The organism is Peribacillus sp. FSL M8-0224 (genome assembly GCF_038003055.1).
Taxonomy (GTDB): Bacteria; Bacillota; Bacilli; order Bacillales; family DSM-1321; genus Peribacillus; species Peribacillus frigoritolerans.
The window spans coordinates 4,471,993-4,494,519 of record NZ_JBBOOJ010000001.1 but is presented as its reverse complement, the minus strand read 5'-3'; the positions used below and the strand labels follow the sequence as shown (position 1 = coordinate 4,494,519).

Below are 22,527 nucleotides of genomic sequence, written 5' to 3'. Positions count from 1 at the left end.
GGAAATAAGATTGGGAGACTTAAATATTCTTTTACCTTTTGGTGCAGGGATACTATCTTTTATATCTCCTTGCTGTTTACCCTTGTACCCTGCGTTTTTATCTTATATTACAGGATTATCAATAAGTGAATTAAAAGAAGATAATAACAAATTAAACCGCAAACCAATGCTTCATACCTTATTCTTTTTGATCGGTTTTTCTATTATCTTTGTAATATTAGGGTTATCCACTTCTTTTATTTACGATCTCTTTTATGAATATATTGATTTAATTAGACAAGTAGGGGCTATATTGATAATTATTTTTGGTTTAATGATTGTTGGGGTTTTTCAACCTAAATTCTTGATGATGGACAGAAAAATAAATTTTAAAAATCGCCCATCTGGTTATATAGGTTCTATTTTAATTGGGATAGGATATGCTGCTGGTTGGACTCCTTGCATTGGACCCATATTAGGTGCCATCGTAACCCTTGGTTTATCGACTGGACAAGGTTTAATATATATGATTGCTTATATTCTTGGGTTTTCCATACCTTTCTTAACAATGTCATTTTTTATAGGAAAATCAGGATGGATAAAAAAATATAACCACAAAATAACTCAATTTGGTGGCTATATAACAGTTATTATGGGGATTGTCTTATTTTTTGATTGGATGGCCAAGATTACATTTTTTCTAACAAATAATGTATTTGGTGGCTTTACGGGTTTCTAATGCTTATAGAACTAACCGGTGCTTTACTTCAATAAGGAAGGTTGCTAGTGAATTACTTGTATACTTTTAATTACTTTTTGTGAAATAATGTGTAAATAAAATCGTATAACAAAATAGATAACATATTTTTTATTGGTTATCCCTCATGCTTTTATTCAATTGTATACCTAGAATGTATGAACAATAAAAGTGCTTTTATATAAAAAAATTACGTTTTTAGTATAATTAAGTTAAGTTACAATATAAGAAAATATTTACAAGGGGAAAAAATGAAAAATTCAAAGTTGGATTACAACCTAATTACACTTTTACTTTTACTATTTATAACAAGTTGTATAGCTATATTAAATGCTCAAGATTTTGGTCAATATGAAGGGAATTTTTTATTTAGACAAATAACCTGGTATATTGTAGGAATCGGAATAATTGCAGGAATTATGTATTTAGATTCTGAACAAATCTTTCGCTTGAATTGGTTTATTTACTCATTTAGCATAATTCTATTAATCGCGTTAATTTTGGCACCTGAATCAATAGCTCGTGAAATAAATGGAGCCAAAAGTTGGTTTCAACTTCCGGGAATCGGATCTCTACAACCAGCTGAATTCACAAAAATATCTTTGATAATTTGTTTAAGTTTCTTAGTACAAAAACATCATGAAAAATATTTAGATAAAACTTTAAAAACAGATTTGTTACTGTTAATTAAGATGGGAGCTGCTACAGTTCTTCCTATACTATTAATTATGCTACAACCAGATTTAGGTACGTCTTTAGTATTAATATGTATTTTTACAGGGATTTTTATTGTTTCGGGAATATCATGGAAAATTATCAGTGTTATTTTTATTATCATTTCCTTAATTTCTAGTATTCTTATATACTTAGTCTTTTTCAACCCTGAAATGCTTCAATCAATGGGATTCGCAACATATCAATTAGGAAGAATTTATGCTTGGATTGATCCAGAATCTTATGCATCAGGTGAAGGCTATAATCTAACCAAAGCATTACTAGCCATTGGTTCAGGAGGGGTATATGGTTATCTGGAAAAGGGTATATATGTTCCAGAAGCACATACGGATTTTATATTTAGTGTTATTTCTTCTAAATATGGTTTCTTCGGAGCTAGTATTTTAGTAACAATTTATTTTCTCCTTATTTCGAGTATAGTGAAGTTAGCTCTGGACGTAAAAAATAGTTTTGAATCTTACATATGCACCGGTGTTACTTCCATGATTTTTTTCCATGTTTTTGAGAATATCGGGATGAATATAGGCCTAGTACCCATAACAGGAATACCTTTACCTTTTATAAGTTATGGAGGAAGCTCATTAATTGGTAATATGTTAGCGATGGGGTTAGTCTTTTCAATAAGCTATCGAAAAAAAACATTTATGTTTGATTAAGATGGCTAAGTATTCAGGATTAATTCTAGGTAATTTTTTATTAAGAAAGCTATTTATTAGACGGTAAAACCGTCTTTTTTTTATGTCTCAGTCTTTGTCAACTCAATAAAGTCTTATGCAACTAAAGGGGCAGGATAGTTCATTAAGAACTACCCGTTTTTTTTGATGAATACCTTGCATTATATAGTAATATAAAATATATTTATACCAAGAGGTGGATAATTTGGAAATTAATAAAGAAGTCTTAAAAGGGCATATAGACACTCTCATCCTTTCTCTTTTACATAAGAGGGATATGTACGGCTATGAATTAGCCAAAATTGTTCGAGAAAAGAGTGATGACCAATTTGAATTAAAAGAGGGTACGCTTTATCTGTCTTTAAAGAGATTAGAAAAGAATGAATGGATTTCTTCTTACTGGGGGGATGAGAAAGGACCAGGAGGAAGAAGAAAATATTACAAACTTACATCAATGGGTGAAGAAGGATTTAAAGAAAAGCGTTTGGAATGGGAATTTGTAAGAGATGTGATTGATTCGTTTTTGGATTGGGGGAGAAAAAATGAAAGAAATTGAAGCATTTGTTGATTCGGTTTATCAAAATGTTGGCGGAAATAAAAAAGAAATACAAGAATTAAAAGATGAAATGAAAGGTCATTTATTAGAGGCTGTTCACGAGTTGAAATTAGAAGGAAAGTCTGAACAAGAAGCAATTGAAATTTCCATTGAACGTTTCGGCGGAGAAAAAGAAATGCGTTCTATTGTTGGTCAGTTGTTTAAAGCACAAAGAACATTTGCAAAATGGGTACTTTATACAGCATTAACATTCCTTTTAATTAGTTTTATCGGATATGGTATTCTTATTCCACTTGAAAGGAATCAACAAAATGAGAGTTATCAATTTAGTTCACAAATCCTTGATAGTTTAGGTAATACAATAACCGAGCAAGCTAAAACGGATATTCAAAAAATTGTACAAGAAAATGAAAACATTACAGGAGTAACCATTAGTGCTGTTGAGGTTACCAATTATGGTAATGAGACATTTTATACTACTGTAAGCGAAGAACCAGAATATAGTTTTAGAGAAAAACCAATATTTAACCACTTTATTACTTATCGTGCTGATGGTACAGGTAACGAAAATTGGGATGTCATGGTTGAATCAAAAGGTTATGTAGAAACAGCATATACTGCATTGTTTCTAAGTGTATGTATTTATTGGGTACTGTTTGCAATTTGGGCAATCATTAACGCTTATCATCATAGACGATTGAATGCTGGTTGGGTTATTGCTTTTGCTTTATTAAATGTTGTAGGGTATCTGTTTTTCCGTTTTATTGGAAAGGGGATAAAAAATGAAACAAATTGAAGAATACGTTCATTCGGTTTACCGAAATGTTGATGGAGATAAAGAAGAAATTCAGGAATTAAAAGAGGAAATGCAATCGCATTTATTAGAGGCTGCCCATGAGTTAAAAGAAAAGGGAGTATCAGAAGAAGAAGCGAGCAGAATGGCTATTGAAAACTTTGGAGATAAAAAACACATGATTAAAGGATTATCAGAATTTTTTAGTGTACAAAAGAGATTTGCTCGTTATATCTTATTATTTTCATTGGTTTCACTTGTGCTAGGAGCTATCATTTTTGTAAATACCTCCTTAGAAATATATAATTTCAAGGAAGAAAGAAGCATCATCATGAACGATGTGTTAACCATTGTAGGTGATGATGATGTGATTTCTGACTCCAAAAAAGAGGATATTCAAACTCTTTTCGACGAACATAAGGATCATTTGAATTATCTTGCAATATTTAACACAGAAGAGAACGCTCAATTAAAAGATTGGTTGAAAGAATTTAATATAACACAAAAACCTTCTACCACTTACCCCATTGAATATCAGTATGCAACATTTATGATAGAAGATCCGTATGAAATTTTTAATAAAGAAGGAATTGTTAGCGATGATTATGATTTAGGAACAGTGGCGAGTACAAAGGATAATTGGATTGTTCAATATGAATATAAGGATACCTACCAGAATGTTATTGAAGCAAATAATTCATGGGCATTAGGAGATTACATGGATATTTTTCAGCTGCCGATTTTGTTCTTTGTAGTGTTTGGGGTTCTAATTATTGTTTGGGGATTCTTAAAAAAATATCATAAAACATATTTAAAAGGACTTATAAACTGAATTTCTTAATGAACTAACGGGGGCGTTAGTTCTTTAAGAATTAAACAACTTAAATATCCTTTTTTTTAAAAAATCCTTCAAGATTATTTCAATTTTAAACAACTTTTAAGAGCCTTATTACATGTCAAATGTAGTAAGGCTCTTGTTTATTAGAGGGAAATTAAACAACTTAAATATCCTTTTTTTTAAAAAATCCTTCAAGATTATTTCAATTTTAAACAACTTTTAAGAGCCTTATTACATGTCAAATGTAGTAAGGCTCTTGTTTATTAGAGGGAAATTAAACAACTTTATTATCACTCTACATCAAGAGAAAAAACCCCTTGTTCAAATTAAATTAAGAAGTTATCCATAACAAAAAAGCGACTATCGCGATTAGATAGTCGTTTTAGGATATATATTCTATAAAAGAAGGTATTCGTAATAGTCCAGTCGATGTATAATTTCTAAACTTCACCTTGCACTTAATCTTGGGATCTAAATAAATGAACTTCTCATTTTCATCAACAACTAAATCTTGATACTGGCTATAGAATTGTTTCCTAGCAACAGGAGTCACAAACTCCATTATTCCTGCTGGCCTTATCCGATTGTTTTCTTCAATCCCTAGAAGCAAACCGAATTTATCTTTTCGTAATCCGGTAATTACTACACTTGTATATTGATAGTTAATTACCTTTAACCAGTCATGTGATCGTTTACCGATCTGGTATTTAGAACTTGCTTTCTTCTGGACGATCCCTTCAAGACCTTGTTGCTTTACTAACTCAAAATAAGCAGGACCATTCCCATATATCCATTTAACCTTACATATTAAATTGGAATCCTCGACTATTTCTTCAAGCAGCTCTTTTCTTTCCTGAGAGGTAAATGAGTTACTTTTTGACCATTATGATATATTACGTCAAACACGCAATATTGTATTGTATGTTCCGATCTATTAGATTGAAATCTTTGTAGCATTGCTTCAAAATTAGGCTTACCTTGTTGGTCAGTCACGATAATTTCACCGTCCAGTATAGTTCCAGATGGGATATCTAATTGGAGCAATTCAGGAAATTTCATTGAGACATTATTTTTTTGGCGAGTAAACAATTTTATCTGATTATCAAACTTAGAGAGAATTAAACGAATTCCATCAAGCTTCAATTCTGTTATAAAGCCTTGATCTTCGAATGGTTGCTCTTTACTTTGCAATAGCATTGGAGAAATAAACAATGTTACCACCTCTTAGATAATTGTAGCACTAAAAACTCTAAATTCTCTGAGGTAGATAATGTAAAATAATAATGCTTGTCTATAGAAATATAGGTATTAGTCTATAGAGTAAAATTGACACTCTTGACATATGTTATAATATGGTATGAATATTCTTATCTGAAAAAAATTTCCACTGTATAGTTAAGTTAATTTATATAATTATTTATTGGGGGGGGGATATGTATGGTATCTAGCTTATTTATTTTAATTGTAGTTGGCATTATTGGATTTACAGTTTACAAAATGATATTCAAAAAGAAAACGCCTTCTAACATGTATACACCTTACGATGACGTGGTTATGGGAAAAAAAGATGATATTAAAAAAGTTCAACCTCCACAAGATACAAAACACAATATCGAATATGAAGAAAAAAGCGATAAAGACAAGACCGTTTAACGGTCTTGTCTTTTATGTTTCTTAATTAGAAATGTAGGTTGATTAAATAAAACAGGGTGGTTTCCAAAATAATCCTTATTTATTACAAATATTATGATAAAAAGTAATTTATTACTAAGGAGGTAATTGGAAAATGAATAAGCCGTTTGGTAGAATGCTATCTGCTTTTCTTGTTTTTATGGTTTTAGTCACAGGTACGGTTTTTGTAGAGGGTATTAAGGTGGAAGCCGCATCTTATAAGAGTATTAATCTTGAAGGATGGAAAAAGTATCTTAGAGGTGGTCAATATGCTGGTGGTTTTACTATGAAGGCTGCTTACCAAGAAGAATATTCCTCTCTTTCTTCTACGAAATGGAAGCTTTCAGACAGACAAACTACTATAAGAGTTTCCGACGGTACATTATCAGTTAAATTTGGGGCATATACAAAGTTATATGATAACGGGGCTCAAAAACATCACAGTACATTATCTAGCTCTTGTGACTACATAGGCATTGGTGGACAATCAGCAACTTGTAAAAGAAATGCTACTGATTACACTTTGACAAAGAATAAATCTAGAACAGATCATACGTCAAATGTAACATTAGGATCTAACTACTTCCCATCAGTACATTATTTGAAGAAATCCTATAGTTATTAATTGGTTATTTTAAATACGGAGGTGCATTATGAAATCCATTAGAAATTTAATAATTGTTGCAATTACTGTAACTATAATCGGTACTAGTATATTTCTTGTTAACTCTAATTCAACGAGGGCTACTGATGAAAGTGCTGTTTTTGAGGATCTAGGAAGATATATAAAGAGTCTAAAAGAAGATGAAAAAGAGAAAAGGAATCTTACTAATGAGATTCTAGATAAAAATCAATATTTAATTTTAATAAAATTCTATCAAAACAATGAACCCACAATGACTACTGACGAAGCTAAAGAAATTGCATTGGCACAAATAATTGAGGAAACTGCCATAAAAGAGAAAGCAAAAGAATTAAGCATATTTCCTTCACAAGAGGAAGTAACAGCAAGAGTACAAGAAGAAAGGTTTAAATTCGAAAATGCAAATGATGAAGACCCAGATAATAAACAAGTTCAGGAAATGCTTAATAGTTTAATGGAGGGACTTGGGATGAACGCTGATGAATACTGGGGTTCTTATGTTCCTACAGGTTATGAATTTACAATTAGTCAAGAAAAGTTATATGAAGAGGTAACTAAGGAAATTACAGAGGTAGATCAAAAAAATGAAAAATGGAACACAGAAAAGGAAAACTATATTGGGAAATTTAAAGAAGTATACAAAGATGAAATTTCAGAACTCAAAAATAATTGATTAACTGATGCCCATTATTGGTGTGGATTTGAAAGAAAGTTGTACTGTTAATAAAAAGTCGTACCGTTTTGAAAAGAGTTTAACCGTCTATAAAAAAGATGAACCGAAATGATTTAATTTCGGTTTTTCTTAATGAACTAAAGGGGCAGGTTAGCATTCCTGTAGTTCGTTATTTTTCAGCTTTGAAAAAAATAGGGCTCCTCAGTAAGATATGAGTAAGACACCACTCAAACTCAAAACCTTAGGAGGAACCCTAATATGAAGTTTAAAATGCAAGATAAACAAAATCAACTAATAGAAAGAATTTCCGATAAACACCTTGTTGTTGGAGTGGATATTGCCCAACAATTACATGTGGCTAGAGCAGTGAATTTCCGTGGAATTGTAGTTGGAGATCCACTTGCATTTGAAAATAATGAAGATGGATTTGCTAGTTTATTAAAATGGATGGATAAGCTTCAAAGATTAAATAAACTGGAGGCAGCCATCGTGGGAATGGAACCTACAGGCCATTACTGGATTAATCTTTCAAAATGGCTATTTAAACAAGGAATTGAGGTAGTAACGGTAAACCCTCACTTAGTAAAAAGGAATAAAGAAAACCGTGATAATACTCAGTCGAAAAGTGATAAGAAAGATGCCCTGGTCATCGCTGATATGGTGAAGAACGGTTACTACACCTTTGTCAGGAACACTTCAGAATCATTTGAAATACTTAGGGTCCTTATGTCTAACCGTGATGTGGTAGTTAAACGACTCGTTAGCACTATTAATCAATTAAACCGTTGGGTGGATATTGTCTTTCCCGAACTCAGGCAAGTATTTAAAGACATTACTGCTAAAGGGGCAATCGCCACACTTCGTTTATTTCCATCTCCAATGGAACTGCGTTCCCTGAAACCTCATGATGTTGTTTCAGGTTGGAAATCAATAATGAAGAGGCAGCCTGGATTAAAGAAGGCTCAATTACTTCTTCAGTTAGCTAGGAAATCTGTCGGCACAAAACAAGCACTTGAAGCGTATAAATTTCATTTGGAACAATTATTAGAGGAGTATGATCTCGCAGTCTTACAACTCGAAAGAGTGGAACAGGAGGTTAAGGATGTATTAACACAAATACCTTTTGCCAAGAAGCTGCTTGCCATTAAGGGAATTAGTGAAATTTCTTTAGCCGGAATATTAGGTGAAGCAGGAGATCTAAGTGGTTTTTCACATGGTAATTCTTTACTTCGACACGCTGGGTTGCATCTGGCTGAAGCAAGCTCTGGAAAGTGGAAAGGCCAAATTGTCATCTCTAAACGAGGGCGATCTAGGCTAAGGCGTTTCCTTTACTTAGCCACCATGAGCCTTGTAATGAATAACACGGAATTTCGAGCCATTCACTCCCATAATGTTAAGGTGAAAAAAATGAAGAAAATGAAATCGATTATGAAATTGGTGGGTAAGCTAGCTAGGATATTTGTTGGAATAGCACGCAGAAACGAGTCTTATTGTGCAGATAAAGTTCAACCTATAACTGAAATGATTGCGTAGTTTTAAAGGGGGATTTTTTAATAGGGTTCTCGAAGGGAACCTTTAAAAACTAATGTTCATAGTTTTCTTTTTACTAATGTTGGCTTATTCGTAGGATCTCAAAAATGTACGGAGTACCAGATTACTTGAACAAAAGGGCACCGACCCATCAGGTTAGCATAACTGGCCTCCACCCCTTGGATAGGCATGACGAAGGAATGATAGGGCAATTGACCCGTTGAGACATGGGAGGGAAAGCCTCCAGGGGCGGCGTGGAGAATGTACATTATATGGTAAAATGTGGAGTGTTGTACAACTCCTTTATTTCCCTATGCCTTCACGAAGACTTCATGTCCTGAATCACTCCGTTTTAACCATGAACTTAAATTCAAGGGTGATGAAATCCTGCGAATAAGCGAGTATTTGTGAGAAAATCGAATTAAACTGAGGGAGTTCAACAAGCGCAGTGTACTCGTACTGTCAGCTATTAGTTTGTTTCTTGAATAACCATCCCCTTGTTCGTTTAACTTTTTCTCGATGGAGGACTGCTTGGCTTTATCGAATGCTAAACCGATACCTAAACTTTGCTCTTCAATTTCATGACTGCTCCAGCATCCTGTAAGGGATAAGAACAAAAGAACGGAGAGGGGAATGAAGATAAGTGCTTGTTTCATATTTTCCTCCCTCTTATTCTTGAGATAATAAGCAGGAGAAGCGGGAGAAAACCAAATAAAAACAATGCCATATGGCCGACGAAATCCCCTAGTTTAAATAGGTCATTCATATTTTTCGGAATCATGGCAATGATGTAGAGAATCGGAAGCAAGCCAAACATGAATGGGTGAATGCTCTTTTTCGTAAGTTGAGACAGCCCTAAAGCAGCTGCAAAGTATGAGATGCTAAATGTGGCAAATATTTGCATGACCCAAACCCCGACCAATAAAGATTCAAACCGTTCAAAGATTAAACCGGAGATTTCAAAACTCCGTATAAGGTCCAGTGTCGGCCATGTTCTCAGGACCACTCCATCAACAGATAATGCCCCGATCACCATTACGACCGTTATCACATAAAAAATCAATGGAATGGAAACTCCAACAAGCAGGGCTTTTACTGCTTTTTTTGGCTGATTCATAAACGGAACAAGCAGTAACATGATTTCAGGCCCTGAAAAAGCGAAAGCCGTTGTTTTTACTCCTTTTAGTACAGGGATGACTCCGTCTCCTAATACAGGACGCAGATTATCGATCTCAAATATTTTGAAGCTCATAAAGGTAACAACCAAAAAAAGGATAACTGCCAAAGGTAATATAATCTCAAAAAGACGGGCGATGGGGTTAACTCCTCCGATGATGAGATAAAGACTTACCCACATGAAAATCATGGTAATTGCCCATGTAGGCGTACCTTCCAGAAGTAAATACCTTATAACTTCAGCCATTGCACGGAGCTGAAATCCGGAAGTCATAATAAAATAAAGTATTATAACTAAACTAAGTGAACTCCCCACCCATTTTCCTACAATTTCATTGATGTATAGATAAACGGTTTTTTCGGGAAACTGTTGGCTTAATTTGACCATGACCACCCCCGCGATTATCGCGATAATCCCGCCTAAAATAACGCTTATCCATACATCTGGTGTATGCACCTTCTCGGTAGCTGATCTGGGTAGGGTGAGTAATCCTGTGCCGAGTACAAAGTTGATGACAAAGACAGCTGTTTGAGGAGTTGTAATTTGGTCTTTCGGACTGAGAATCATTCTTTAACCACCCTTCCACCGATAGGTTATCCTTTGCGAATGGGATTTTTTGTATGCATTATCTTTGGACGGCGTTTCATCATCATAAGTGGCATGCGAACCATCAGGTCTTTCCACTCACTTAAGCGATAAGGAACGGCTGGACTCAAATAGGGCACACTAAAGCTTTTTAATTTAACTAAATGGCTGGCCATTAAAAGAAAAAAGAGAATGACCCCGAATAATCCAAATGTAGCAGCACATAGCAAGGAGGGAAAACGAAGCATCCGTAATGTAAACCCAGTAATATATTGCGGAATGGAAAATGATGAAATAGCGGTTAAGGCTACTACAATGACCAAAACTGGGCTAACGATCCCTGCCTGTAAGCAGCTTCCCCAATGATTAAACCGCCGACAATTCCCATTGCGGGACCGATTGGCTTAGGCAATTGGAGTCCTGCTTCCCTCAAAATTTCGATTGATATTTCCATGAATAATGCTTCGATAAGTACCGGAAACGGAACCCCCTTTTCCGCAGGTACAGAATACAGAGCGTCCTGATCGGGTGATCGCTGCTTTGATGGAAGGTCGAGTGTCCCATCTTGTTAGACGGGAAGCCCTTCGCTTTGAGCATGATGTTACAATCACCGGAAGATTATTATGAAAGGTGGATTCCTGGTACATTCATCCGTATTCGTTACCTCGCAGCTATTCTGGCTCTTTTTACACCGTCTTTGTATATAGCTTTCATCTCATTTCATTCAGGGATGATTCCGACCAAACTGGCCATTTCCATTATAGGAACCAAGGCCGGGACTAAGGTGATTATCCTCGATAAGTTGCTCTACATAACCCGATTCCGGAACACTATCAATATCAATTTTCTTAATTCGATTTTCTACCTCTTGAACTAATTCGGGATCAACAATATCTTTAATATAAGCGACAACTAAGTCTTTTTTTGAATGCTTACCTACTTGGAATTGTACTAACGATAAACTTTCATTTTCATCACTCATCCTTTGAGTTGCGAAGCCGATTAAACAATTTGGAGATTAAATAAGGAATAAAAAACACAATAAAAGCTTGTATAAAAACCTGCCATTCTGGAAGGTAGGAAACAATCGTTTTCCACATTTTCATCACCCTATACTTGCCTAATATCAGCAGCTAAAATCTGTGTAATCTTCTACAAAATTCCTTTATTTCTCAAATAGTATTAATATCTTATACGTTTCTTATGCAAGGAAGTTAAAGGCAATTCGCCTTATTTCCATCATCTTATACGTGTATTAGCTACACGAGACAATAAATGCCATCCAACAATCTCCACTGGTTGTAAATATGACTTGGATTTAAATGGGATAATATGTAATGGTAGCTTACATAAACAGTGCAAATGATCCCAATCTAATTGTTATTGGGAAAAGAGAGACCGTTAAGGTCTTTATTTGGTGGTAACTTTTTAAGTTCACGTTTCTTTACTAACCCAATAGCTGATTTATCAATTATGTTCTTAAATCTTAGTTGCGAACTAATATAAGTTTGTGAAGAAATGTACTTAAACTATCGGGTGCGTTAGCGCCATAAGAAGGCCGCCAAATGGCAGCCTTTTGAACGTATGATTCTTATACAAATCATACATTCGGATTCAAGTAAAAAGCACCAAACAAATACTTTTAATTAACTATTAGGGCAGGCTTGAATTGAAGGTCAAGCTGCCGAACCAGACGGCTTTGAAGTAACGAAGCAGATTAAGTAAAAAATAAGGAAAAAAAAGACACAGCTATTGCTAGTGTCTTTTTTGAGACGTTATTACACCTTCGTCTATACTTCACACTGTTGTTAAACATAATATATTGCGGACAACCTGTATTTACTTTTTTGTATCAAATTTTGAAAAAGACGGGAGAACGAACATTAATGGACAAAGAAAAAGGAAGTAAAGAAAAAAAACAAAAGGGGATAGAAGTTTTGGGAGATAAAAAAGAAATACAAACTCAAATGTTGGAACTACAGAGAGAGTCAACAGAAACATTGAATAAAGTCTTAAATGAAATAACACTATTAAATAGTAATCTGGAAAAAATGGGGACTGCAATTTCTTCGATGCAACAAAATGTACCTACTACAAATTCTTCAAACATACTTGCTAATCTTGATGCTGACACAATGTTAAACCTCTTACCGGTCGCAAGTAGCCTTTTTAAAGGTACAGGAACGGGACATGCTATGTATCCGATGTCTCAAGTTCCACAACCTAATCCTTTAAGCTTCCTTAATAATTTGGATATTGATAAAGCATTAGAAATCTTACCGGTTGTACGTAGCTTTTTTAAAGGTACAGAAACGGGACCTGCTATGTATTCGATGTCTCAAGTTCCACAACCTAATCCTTTAAGCTTCCTTAATAATTTGGATAAAATCTTACCGGTTGCACTTAGCTTTTTGAAAGGTATAGAAACGGGACCTGCTATGTATTCGATGTCTCAAGTTCCACAACCTAATCCTTCAAGCTTCCTTAATAATTTGGATAAAATCTTACCGGTTGTACGTAGCTTTTTTAAAGGTACAGAAACGGGACCTGCTATGTATTCGATGTCTCAAGTTCCACAACCTAATCCTTTAAGCTTCCTTATTAATTTGGATAAAATCTTACCGGTTGCACGTAGCTTTTTGAAAGGTATAGAAACGGGACCTGCTATGTATTCGATGTCTCAAGTCCCGCAACCTAATCCTTTAAGCTTCCTTAATAATTTGGATATTGATAAAGTATTAGAAATCTTACCGGTTGTACGTAGCCTTTATAAAACTGTAGGCGAAAGTGAAGGCAAGAATAAAAATAAAGAATAGCAATGTAAAAGGGCAAAGAGCTGACTCCAAAAAAAGAGTCAGCTCTTTGCCCTTCGTTTACTTATTAATTAAAATCCTACTAAGATAATAACTAGTAGGATGAAAATCACAAGGATCAAGGCAGTGTTGTTTCCACCATTTCCACCATTTCCACCAGACATATCTATCCCTCCTTTAAAAATTGTAAAGGACTGGAAAAGTTAGGTTCAACTCTTGTGGGTTCTAACCTCAATAGTTAAAAAATAAATGCCCATAATACTCCCCTTGTCCTCTTTAACAAGATATGTCTGTAAAATTATCTTGTATAGGACAAGCTATTAGGGGATATGTGGATTTTTCAAGAATGCTAATTTTTAAAAAAAGTAAGGGAGTATGCTATTTATCAAAAAAGAGTAGAAATGGAGCGTAAATCGTATCTGCGAAGACATCTCTTGATAACACAAAATAATCTACATACTATTTAACTTATAGGGTTTGGCCGCCAATTGGCTACACGATTTGAATGTACGACTTTTTACATAATCTACATTCAATTTAAAGTGAAAAAGTCACCCTTAATTAACTAACGGGGCAGTTAGTTCAACAAGGATTCCCCAATTAAATGGTGAAATATATACCTATGGATATACACATATCAAGATTCTTATAAACATTTGTAATGTCATATAATTCATTACTCTTTTGTAAATCAGGAGGAAGAGCAATTGGAGAATCAAAAAAAGATAAAAAAACAAACAGTATCAATTGGGGATGTATATGCGGTAAAACTCCCTGATGGGAGATATGGAGCATTAAGAATTGTTAACTGTGATCGAAACTCTTATCTTCTTGTTACCACCCCATATATAGGGGAGACTATCCCAATGATTGAAAATAATGTTTTAAGTAAAACTCTTCTGCAAAACCGTTTTTATTTTGAAAACGCCCCTGCAATTTGTTGGTTTGATGGTAAAATTCCTGGAACTTTTATTTACATTGGGAACATTCAAGGGACTAAAAAAATGAGACAAAGTAATTATGGTGGCACCTGGGATGAAACAACAGGTATGGAAGCCCTTTATGAGTGGCGTTGGATCAATGACAGAGATAACTTTGAGAAAGAAATACTAGAGGAAGAGCGAAAGATTGAACAACTAATGGAAAAACCGCAGAAACCAAGAAAGATGATGACAGATGAATCCTTTTGGTACATAATTTCTCTTCTAGATTGGGAGTCAGTTAATGATGAGGATGAAGTTATAGAAGTGGCTGTTAGAGAGCTTGAGAAAATGGGAGTAAGGAATATTAAGCAATTTGAAGAAGCGATGTCCTACAAACTTTATTTATTAGACACAAAGGAACACGCAAAAAACATAGGCGAATATTCATACAGTAAAAACAAGGATGATTACTTCTCACCTGATGTTTTTTTATACCTTCGATGTGAAGTAATTGCTAAAGGAGAAGGCTTTTTCAATGCAGTTCTAGAATACCCTGTACTTATGCCTAAGGAGAATACATTCGAACCATTGCTTTCCATAGCAACTGAAGCATATGAAAGGCTTACAGGAAAAGAGTTTCAGTATATCACTGGATGTGATTATGAGACTTTCTCAAATGTTGTAGGTTGGAAATAACTTTGCAATCTTCAACTAACGTGGGCGTTAGCTGAGGATCAGAGCTGTCTTTTAGGCAGCTTTTTCTTATGGCACTAACGGGGCAGGATAGTTCATTAACTTCCAGTTGTTAATAAAATTTATTCCCGTTTATTCGTATGGTCATTTAAGCATTACGAAAAATGGGAGGATTAGTAGTTTGGAAAAAAAATCCACAAACGAAAGAAATTACTATAAGAACAGTGCTAAATATATATGGGGTTTTCACTGTTCTTGCATTAATATTATCAATTTTTACCACTCCTTAAATGAAAACATGCAACTTTTTTACGATGAAGATTTAATGATGGAATCCAAAAAGATAAAGGAGTTCTTACTTTTTATTTTTGGTTCTGCGTTAGTTCACTAAAAGAAAAAGGAGAGTGCATATTATACATGGCTAATATGTACTCTCCTTTATTTATTAAGGTTTTTATAATTAGGTCTAGATAATTTTGAAAAACTAACAAACATTAAAGGACCGTCAATAGACCTGTTTTTTGTACGAAAGAAGGATGGCCACCAAGTTTCGACGAATATATCAATATACTTGTTGGAGGTGTTGGATATGGGGATTTGTTGTGGAGAGTGTCACGTTGAATTAAAGAGTGATGATTATGTCACATTGGATGAATTTAGCACGCTGAGGCACACATATTGCGGTTATGATCTTATTGCCGAGCTGATCAAAGACATTGGGACTTATCGAAATATCAAAACAAAGTATTGGTTTTCCCGTGAGCGTACTAAATGAAAATCGGTAAAATCTTGGAGTTAATTAAAACTGATACATCAGCGAATATTGCCAAAAGGGCTGATGTTCATCTTTCAGAAGAATCACTAAGAAAAGCATTGAATAAAGCTGGTTATGAGTATAGAAATTCAGGCAAAAAAGGCTGGTATTTTGTTGGTGAAGGTGACGAGAAAACGGTACAAGAGCAGCTTATTTATGACTTTGCAACAGCAGGAAAAGTTTCAACTAATGTAAATAAAGAACCTATTAACGATACCAACCAACGTTCTAACGTTGGCATAAAAAGTGGTAAAGAACAGGTCAAACAAGCGAACGAACAATCAGCACCAACCATAGAACGAACCAACGTTATAAGAAAACGTTCTTCATTCGATATGGATGTTGAACTTATGAAGGAACTAAAAATACAAGCAATCATTCATGATAGGACGGTTTATGAACTAGTTGAAAGTGCCGTAAGACACTATTTAGCTGAATTAAAGGGAACATGATGTGGCTTTGAAATAAAGTCACGATGTTTATAATAAAGTTGCACCGTTTTACCCCTTTGGATAATATCCTCTAAAGGGGTGTTTTTATGTCCAAAAGATAAAGTACATCTGAAATTTAAAAATGGATCAAGGGAATTTTTTAGTGGTAATAGAGTTGTTCAGTTAAAGGGCGCGATTCTTTAATGAGAATTACTTTTCTTATGGAACTAAAGGGGCAGGTTAGTGCAATAAAGCGTCCAGGGGTTATAATTAAGGATGCAGCTTTATTAAAAAACTAGCAAGTTATTATGTTAGAGAAGAGGTTAACAATGAAAAATAGAGAGGGAGCTATCGGTTACTGTTTGGGAATGGGTAATACATATGAAGATTATCCATTTCGTGATAAGAATTGGACGTTAATGCGACATATAGATAACAAGAAAGTGTTTGCGTGGATATTTGAAAAAGATGGACATATTTGGATTAATGTGAAATGTGAACCTGGTTTTTTAGATTATTGGCGTCAGCTTTACCATTCGGTAGTTCCGGCATTTCATCTTAATAAGGACCATTGGAATTCGATAATTCTTGACGGTACTGTTCCAAAGGAAGACATTTACGAAATGATAAAACAAAGCTATATGTTAACTAAAAAAAATAATAGTAAAGTTAATTTCAAAAAGTGAAGGCATTGATTCAGCAGGAAGGATTTATGCCTTTTTCTGTGGAACTTACTATGATTGTGAAATAATCTACTTAAAGTAACGGGTGCGTTAGCTGAAGATCGGAGCTGTTTTTAAGGCAGCTTTTTCTATGCTTTTAAAGTGGGAAGATAATCCGATAATAAAAAAATACCGATTAATTAGAGGAGAAGGGTGGTTAATAATATTTAGGGGTGGGTTATTTCGTTTGCTTTAATTATATTGGTTAGACCCTGGAGTAACAACTTTTCGTGTATTGCTGATATGTGGAATCATTAAATCTTTCTCTTATCTTAGAGAGAAAGGACTTTGGAGAAATTTAGCTTTAGGTCTTAGTATATTTGTTGGTTTCGTTTACTTTATGAGCTGTTGAATTAATAAGAATAATATTCCAGGGTAATGGATTTTAAATTGTTTATTCAACAAACAGGTGCTTACTTCATTACCAGGAGCTGATCAACAGCTCCTTTTTCTTATGGGCGAACCCTAATAGTTCTCACATGTCACTGCAAAATTCTATATACTAAAATTAATTAAACTAGAAAACACGAAGAACCTTTAAATAGAAGTGTAATGGGAGGAGGATCATATCATGCTTATTACGGAACGGCATCAATTAATATTAAAGCTATTAAAAGAAAAGGGGAATGTTAAGATTCATGAGCTAGTAGAATTAACAAATACTTCAGAATCTACTTTGCGTCGTGATCTAGATCAATTAGAAAAGCAGAACTACTTAAAACGTGTACATGGTGGAGCTTCACTTTTACATAGTAAACGAGACGAACCAAGTGTGTTTGAGAAAATAACGCAGAACCTTGAGGAAAAAGCTAAGATAGCAAAATATGCGGCAGAACTAATTTTGGACGGCGACTGTGTTTATCTTGATGCTGGAACAACAACGTATCAGATGATCAAACATTTAAGACAAAAAGATATCGTTGTCATTACAAACGGAATTGGTCATTTAGATGCATTACTTGAAAATGACATATGTACATATTTTATTGGTGGGTTTGTTAAAAAGATTACCAAAGCAACAGTTGGACGTTATGCATACGAAAGTATAAAAAAATACAGGTTTGATAAGTGTTTCATGGGTGCGAACGCTATTCATTATAATTTTGGATTGACTACCCCAGATCCAGAAGAGGCGCAAATAAAAGAAAGAGCCATCTTTTTGTCACGTGAGGCCTTTGTATTAGCAGATCATACAAAATTTGGAGAAGTATCATTTTCTAAGTTTGCAGATTTAAACCAGACGAAAGTTATTACGAATGAAGAAGGTACAATAACGCTAGGAAAATATAAGGAGAAAACGGAGATAATTATTGTGATGGACTAAAAACTAAATTTGCTATCGTTGAAGGAAAGCTGGTATTCAAACTGTCTGATTCAGACATTTAGAATACCAGCTTTTTTTGAAGATTCTGAAATTATTTTATTGAAAATTTTCCCCTTTGTTTTATCAATATAATAAAGAATGCTTGATTTATTGTAATGTGACCAATTAACAATCAGGGAAAATCTGCTCCATGTATTAAACATTCCATTTGAAACGTTTAATATTTTATGTTATCAATATATTTTTTGAAATAATTGGAACCGTTGACAATTACAAACAGCTCTAATATAATCAAAATCAATCAAAAACAACCAAAATCAATCAATTGTAATTCTAATGTGTAAAGGGTAATTATATTGTTTTACAAGGTATGAAAGCGTTATCAATAAATAGTCAATGTGAAAAAACTATCAAAATCAACCATACTTCCATTGTTTCAACCAAAAATATTCATTTAAGGAGGTGATCTTGTTTAAGAGATTGAGAGCGTTAACAATTTCTCGTTCAGTAGCTAATTATTTTCATCTTCAAAAACTAGGGGGGACTAATATGGTGAAATATTTAAAAGTAATAGGAATGCTAGTTTTGGCGTTTGTAATTGCCGCGATGACGGCATGTAGTGGGGCTAGTGAATCATCAAATGGATCAACAGACGGTAACGAAGGACAAAAAGGTAACAAACAATTAACGATCGGTGTAGCGGTGGGTAGTTTAGCAAACCCTTTCTTCGTCTCCATGGCTAAAGGTGCTGAAGAAGCAGGAAAAGAATTAGGTGCTGAAGTTCTAGTTGAAAGCGCTGAATATGATTTAGCCAAACAAGCAGCTCAAATTGAAAACTTTATTACGAAAAAGGTAGATATCATTCTTTTAAATGCTGTTGATACAAAAGGAATTGCGGCAGCTGTTCAACAGGCCAAAGCGGCTGATATTCCAGTAGTTGCTGTAGATACCAATGCTGAAGGTGGTGTCGATGCCACTGTTACTTCAGACAACTATCAAGCTGGTAAACTGGCCGGAGAATATGTGATTGAAAAATTAGATGGAAAAGGAAAAATAGTTATTATTGATGGACCTCCTGTTTCGGCTGTATCTGATCGTATTCAAGGATTTGAAGATGCAATAAAGGATTCCGAAATTAAAGTAATCGCGAAGCAAAATGGAGAAGGGAATCGCGAAAAGGCATTAACGGTGATGGAAAGTATTTTACAAGCTAATTCATCAGGCTCTATTGACGCTGTATTTGCGATTAATGATCCAGAAGCAATTGGTGTTGAAATTGCTCAAGAGCAAGCGAATCGTAAAGATGAATTTTTCATTGTCGGAGTGGACGGTGCTCCTGAAGCCACAGAAGCAATGGCAAAGGAAGGAAGTACAATTGCTGCTACTTCAGCTCAGTCACCTAGTAACATGATCAAAAAAGCTGTTGAAATCGGAATGAAAGTGAAAAATGATGAAAAAGTTGAGGAGCTTATTAAAGTTCCAGTTGAGATTGTAACTCAAGATACATTAGATTCTTACCAAGGTTGGTAAGAATCTTTCATAGGCTGATAAGGATTCCTCCTTTAATCAGCCGATTCAAATCAATATAAGGGGTGAGATAAAGGTATGGCTGTGAATGAAATGTCCCTTAAAGGCCAACAAAGTCTAAAAAAGCCAGTGTTGAATATGGAAGGGATTGGTAAGACATTCTCGAGTGTAACCGTATTGAACAATGTGAGAATTGAACTTTATCCAGGTGAAGTACATGCATTAATGGGAGAGAATGGCGCTGGAAAGTCAACTTTCATGAAAATCCTCGCAGGTATTCATACACCTGATGACAATGGTGGGAAAATCTACTTGAAAGGTCAACCAATTTTATGGAAGGACCCTACTGATGCAAGGAACAAAGGAATTAGTGTTATTCATCAGGAGTTAAACCTTTCTCCTAATTTAACAATAAGTGAAAATATCTTAATGGGTTCCACCTTTCCTAGAAATGGTTTAGGAATGGTGAAATGGGATAAGGTCCATGAACGTGCCCAAGAGGTGTTAGATTCAATGGGGTCGAATCTAAATCCACGCCAATTGGTTTCGACCTTAAGTGTTGCTCAACAACAAATGGTCGAGATCGCCCGAGCATTATCCTTTAATGCAGAGGTACTCATAATGGATGAACCAACCGCCTCTTTAACAGATAAAGAAATAAAAAAGCTGTTTGAAATTATTGATGATTTGAAAAAGCAGGGAGTTGCCATTGTATATATCTCTCACAGAATGGAAGAAATCTTTAAAATTTCTAATAGGTTCACTGTATTACGTGACGGCGAATGGATTGCAAGTGGGCCGATTGAAGAGACAAATCCTGATCATCTCGTAAAGTTGATGGTAGGACGGGATTTAAAGGACTTGTTTAATCGGTCAAAAGCCTTTGGCACAAAAAATCCAAAGGAAGTTTCACCTGTACTTGAATTGAAAAATGTTTCTGATAACACAATTGTAAAGAATGTATCTTTAAAAATTTACCCAGGTGAAATTGTTGGTTTAGCGGGGCTTGTTGGTGCTGGCAGAACAGAATTGGTTAGGGCCATTTTCGGTTTGTCCGAGTTGAAAAGTGGCGAAATATTGGTTGATGGTAAATCTGTTAAAATCAAATCCTCAATAGATGCTATTGCTAATAGGATTGCACATGTACCTGAAAGCAGGAAAGAACAAGGGTTATTTTTATCAATGTCCGTAAAAGAAAACATCATAATGGCTGAATTGAAAAAACACGCTAAAGCAGGAATTGTTAGTTGGAAGCAAGCAAATGAAAGCGCTAACCAATATATTGAAGACTTAAATATAAAAATAGCTTCCCCAGAACAGCAAGTATCAAACTTAAGTGGTGGGAATCAACAAAAGGTAGTGATCGCTAGGTGGCTATCAATTGCACCAAAGGTATTACTACTGGATGAGCCAACACGAGGGGTTGATATAGGTGCCAAGACTGAAATCCACAAGATTGTTTCAAAGCTTGCAGATGAAGGATTGGCCGTTTTAATGATATCATCTGAACTTCCTGAAGTATTGGGGGTAAGTGATCGAATACTTGTCATGAGTGAAGGAAGGTTAACAGGCGAGCTTTCGAAGGAAGAAGCTACACAGGAAACTATTATGCGTTTAGCTACCATAGGGGGGAGAGAGAAATGAGAGGGAATACGCAAACTATTACACATTCACAACGCCTAAATATAGGAAATGTCCTTTATTCTTTATGGAATAGGCTTGGCATGATCATGATTTTATTATTATTGTGTGTAGTACTTTCATTTACAGCACCAAATTTTTTAGATACAGCCAATTTATTGAATGTATTAAAACAAGTTTCCATTATTGCTATTTTAGCTGCTGGGATGACAATCGTTATTTTAACTGGTGGTATTGATTTATCAGTTGGTGCAACAGTTGCTCTATCTGGCGTTATCTCAGTCATGGTCTCTTCTGCAGGAGTTAACCCTATAATTGCGATGTTATCAGGCGTACTAGTAGGGTATGCAGTAGGACTGATTAATGGGTTTCTTACAGCCAAAGCAAAGTTACCAGCATTTATTGTTACACTAGGCAGCTTCACATATGTTCGTGGACTCGCTTATGTCATTAGTGGCGGTTATCCAATTGTTTTACAAAACGAAACATTTAAATTCATCGGTGGTGGAAGTATTTTCGGAATCCCCACTCCTATTTATATCATGTCTTTAGTATATGTTGTGATGTTTTTCGTTCTTAAATATACGATGTTCGGTCGTCATATTTATGCGATTGGTGGCAATGAAGAGGCAGCTCGGTTAACTGGAATTAAGGTTGAAAAGTCTTTAATCAATGTGTATTCGATTAGTGGTTTACTAGCTGGTTTAGGAGGAGTCGTTTTAGCGGGAAGGTTGTTTTCTGGACAGCCAACTGCTGGTCAAATGTATGAGTTAGACGCAATTGCTGCTGTTATTCTAGGAGGAACAAGTTTAACAGGTGGAAAAGGGAAAATAATAGGAACAATTATTGGGGTTTTAATTATGGGGGTAATCAGTAATGGGTTAACTCTAATGGATGTCAACTATTATTGGCAGTTAGTTGTAAAAGGTGGAGTTATTGTAGCAGCCGTTTTATTAGATCGATTGCGCGGAAATAGTCCAGCATAACGATCATATGTCATTTTAGATTTTAAAAAAGGGATGTGAAAT

General features: G+C 34.8%; 22 protein-coding genes and 3 pseudogenes. 19 read left to right on the top strand and 6 right to left on the bottom strand.

The window, feature by feature from the left end; translation table 11 throughout:
• Positions 1–10 precede the first annotated feature (10 nt).
• The 5 genes from MKX49_RS21785 (at position 11) to MKX49_RS21765 (ending at position 4,326) form a co-directional block, all read left to right on the top strand.
• Positions 11–718 carry a cytochrome c biogenesis CcdA family protein gene (locus MKX49_RS21785; protein ID WP_340877753.1) on the top strand — a complete coding sequence of 236 codons (708 nt, stop codon included), beginning with the start codon at positions 11–13 and terminating at the stop codon, positions 716–718.
• A gap of 269 nt (positions 719–987) precedes the next feature.
• Positions 988–2,127 (top strand): FtsW/RodA/SpoVE family cell cycle protein, encoded by a 1,140-nt coding sequence (locus MKX49_RS21780; protein ID WP_048680411.1) that lies wholly within the window; start codon positions 988–990, stop codon positions 2,125–2,127.
• Between the two features lie 223 nt (positions 2,128–2,350).
• Positions 2,351–2,701, top strand: a complete 351-nt coding sequence (locus tag MKX49_RS21775; RefSeq protein ID WP_098865994.1) for a PadR family transcriptional regulator — start codon at positions 2,351–2,353, stop codon at positions 2,699–2,701.
• On the top strand, positions 2,688–3,497 hold the full coding sequence (locus MKX49_RS21770) for a permease prefix domain 1-containing protein (RefSeq protein WP_063574951.1): 810 nt from the start codon (positions 2,688–2,690) through the stop codon (positions 3,495–3,497). The genes MKX49_RS21775 and MKX49_RS21770 overlap by 14 nt, the downstream gene beginning before the upstream one ends.
• Positions 3,484–4,326: a permease prefix domain 1-containing protein gene (locus tag MKX49_RS21765; protein ID WP_106028698.1), complete on the top strand. Its 843-nt coding sequence runs from the start codon at positions 3,484–3,486 to the stop codon at positions 4,324–4,326. The genes MKX49_RS21770 and MKX49_RS21765 overlap by 14 nt, the downstream gene beginning before the upstream one ends.
• A 388-nt stretch (positions 4,327–4,714) precedes the next feature.
• Here MKX49_RS21765 and MKX49_RS21760 read toward each other — a convergent pair.
• A pseudogene (locus MKX49_RS21760) lies at positions 4,715–5,544 on the bottom strand (ATP-dependent DNA ligase).
• Between the two features lie 225 nt (positions 5,545–5,769).
• Here MKX49_RS21760 and MKX49_RS21755 point away from each other — a divergent pair.
• The 4 genes from MKX49_RS21755 (at position 5,770) to MKX49_RS21740 (ending at position 8,852) form a co-directional block, all read left to right on the top strand.
• Positions 5,770–5,985 carry a DUF3951 domain-containing protein gene (locus MKX49_RS21755; RefSeq protein WP_340877752.1) on the top strand — a complete coding sequence of 72 codons (216 nt, stop codon included), beginning with the start codon at positions 5,770–5,772 and terminating at the stop codon, positions 5,983–5,985.
• A gap of 133 nt (positions 5,986–6,118) precedes the next feature.
• Positions 6,119–6,628, top strand: a complete 510-nt coding sequence (locus tag MKX49_RS21750; RefSeq protein WP_252296648.1) for a hypothetical protein — start codon at positions 6,119–6,121, stop codon at positions 6,626–6,628.
• 28 nt (positions 6,629–6,656) lie between these two features.
• Positions 6,657–7,319, top strand: a complete 663-nt coding sequence (locus MKX49_RS21745; protein ID WP_340877751.1) for a hypothetical protein — start codon at positions 6,657–6,659, stop codon at positions 7,317–7,319.
• Positions 7,320–7,577: 258 nt separating this feature from the next.
• Positions 7,578–8,852, top strand: a complete 1,275-nt coding sequence (locus MKX49_RS21740; protein ID WP_340877749.1) for an IS110 family transposase — start codon at positions 7,578–7,580, stop codon at positions 8,850–8,852.
• Between the two features lie 308 nt (positions 8,853–9,160).
• Here MKX49_RS21740 and MKX49_RS21735 read toward each other — a convergent pair whose 3' ends face one another.
• From MKX49_RS21735 to MKX49_RS21725, 3 genes and pseudogenes are all read right to left on the bottom strand, one after another.
• The gene (locus MKX49_RS21735; RefSeq protein ID WP_340877748.1) at positions 9,161–9,505 is read right to left on the bottom strand and encodes a hypothetical protein; all 345 of its coding nucleotides are present in this window, start codon (positions 9,503–9,505) and stop codon (positions 9,161–9,163) included.
• On the bottom strand, positions 9,502–10,593 hold the full coding sequence (locus MKX49_RS21730; RefSeq protein ID WP_340877747.1) for a spore germination protein: 1,092 nt from the start codon (positions 10,591–10,593) through the stop codon (positions 9,502–9,504). Before MKX49_RS21730 ends, MKX49_RS21735 begins: the two co-directional genes overlap by 4 nt.
• Positions 10,594–10,619: 26 nt before the next feature.
• Positions 10,620–11,104, bottom strand: a pseudogene (locus tag MKX49_RS21725) (spore germination protein); the annotation flags it as partial.
• Between MKX49_RS21725 and MKX49_RS21720 the strand changes: the two are divergent.
• Positions 11,101–11,389, top strand: a pseudogene (locus MKX49_RS21720) (spore germination protein); the annotation flags it as partial. The pseudogenes MKX49_RS21725 and MKX49_RS21720 sit on opposite strands and share 4 nt — an antisense overlap.
• On the opposite strand, the gene MKX49_RS21715 reads toward MKX49_RS21720, so the two are convergent.
• The gene (locus MKX49_RS21715; RefSeq protein WP_445670141.1) at positions 11,336–11,593 is read right to left on the bottom strand and encodes a spore germination protein; all 258 of its coding nucleotides are present in this window, start codon (positions 11,591–11,593) and stop codon (positions 11,336–11,338) included. The pseudogene MKX49_RS21720 and the gene MKX49_RS21715 sit on opposite strands and share 54 nt — an antisense overlap.
• A 904-nt stretch (positions 11,594–12,497) precedes the next feature.
• Between MKX49_RS21715 and MKX49_RS21710 the strand changes: the two genes are divergently transcribed.
• Positions 12,498–13,427, top strand: coding sequence for a hypothetical protein (locus tag MKX49_RS21710; RefSeq protein ID WP_340877746.1), 930 nt, complete (start codon positions 12,498–12,500; stop codon positions 13,425–13,427).
• A gap of 68 nt (positions 13,428–13,495) precedes the next feature.
• Here MKX49_RS21710 and MKX49_RS21705 read toward each other — a convergent pair whose 3' ends face one another.
• Entirely contained in the window at positions 13,496–13,588 is a 93-nt protein-coding gene (locus MKX49_RS21705) for a sporulation protein YjcZ (RefSeq protein ID WP_340877745.1), read from the bottom strand.
• A gap of 543 nt (positions 13,589–14,131) precedes the next feature.
• Between MKX49_RS21705 and MKX49_RS21700 the strand changes: the two genes are divergently transcribed.
• The 8 genes from MKX49_RS21700 to MKX49_RS21665 all read left to right on the top strand — a co-directional run bounded on the left by MKX49_RS21700 (position 14,132) and on the right by MKX49_RS21665 (position 22,485).
• Complete coding sequence (locus tag MKX49_RS21700; RefSeq protein WP_340877744.1) at positions 14,132–15,043, top strand: DUF4240 domain-containing protein; 912 nt, start codon at positions 14,132–14,134, stop codon at positions 15,041–15,043.
• Positions 15,044–15,629: 586 nt separating this feature from the next.
• A complete protein-coding gene (locus tag MKX49_RS21695) occupies positions 15,630–15,815 on the top strand; it encodes a hypothetical protein (RefSeq protein WP_034306238.1) in 186 nt (61 codons plus the stop codon).
• Positions 15,812–16,306: a hypothetical protein gene (locus tag MKX49_RS21690; protein WP_340877743.1), complete on the top strand. Its 495-nt coding sequence runs from the start codon at positions 15,812–15,814 to the stop codon at positions 16,304–16,306. Before MKX49_RS21695 ends, MKX49_RS21690 begins: the two co-directional genes overlap by 4 nt.
• Before the next feature lie 308 nt (positions 16,307–16,614).
• On the top strand, positions 16,615–16,971 hold the full coding sequence (locus tag MKX49_RS21685; RefSeq protein ID WP_289351080.1) for an MmcQ/YjbR family DNA-binding protein: 357 nt from the start codon (positions 16,615–16,617) through the stop codon (positions 16,969–16,971).
• Positions 16,972–17,578: 607 nt separating this feature from the next.
• Positions 17,579–18,331, top strand: a complete 753-nt coding sequence (locus tag MKX49_RS21680; RefSeq protein WP_340877742.1) for a DeoR/GlpR family DNA-binding transcription regulator — start codon at positions 17,579–17,581, stop codon at positions 18,329–18,331.
• Between the two features lie 549 nt (positions 18,332–18,880).
• On the top strand, positions 18,881–19,861 hold the full coding sequence (locus MKX49_RS21675; RefSeq protein WP_340877740.1) for a substrate-binding domain-containing protein: 981 nt from the start codon (positions 18,881–18,883) through the stop codon (positions 19,859–19,861).
• Positions 19,862–19,936: 75 nt separating this feature from the next.
• Positions 19,937–21,502: a sugar ABC transporter ATP-binding protein gene (locus MKX49_RS21670; protein WP_340877738.1), complete on the top strand. Its 1,566-nt coding sequence runs from the start codon at positions 19,937–19,939 to the stop codon at positions 21,500–21,502.
• 80 nt (positions 21,503–21,582) lie between these two features.
• The gene (locus MKX49_RS21665) at positions 21,583–22,485 is read left to right on the top strand and encodes an ABC transporter permease (protein WP_225988884.1); all 903 of its coding nucleotides are present in this window, start codon (positions 21,583–21,585) and stop codon (positions 22,483–22,485) included.
• Positions 22,486–22,527: the final 42 nt, after the last annotated feature.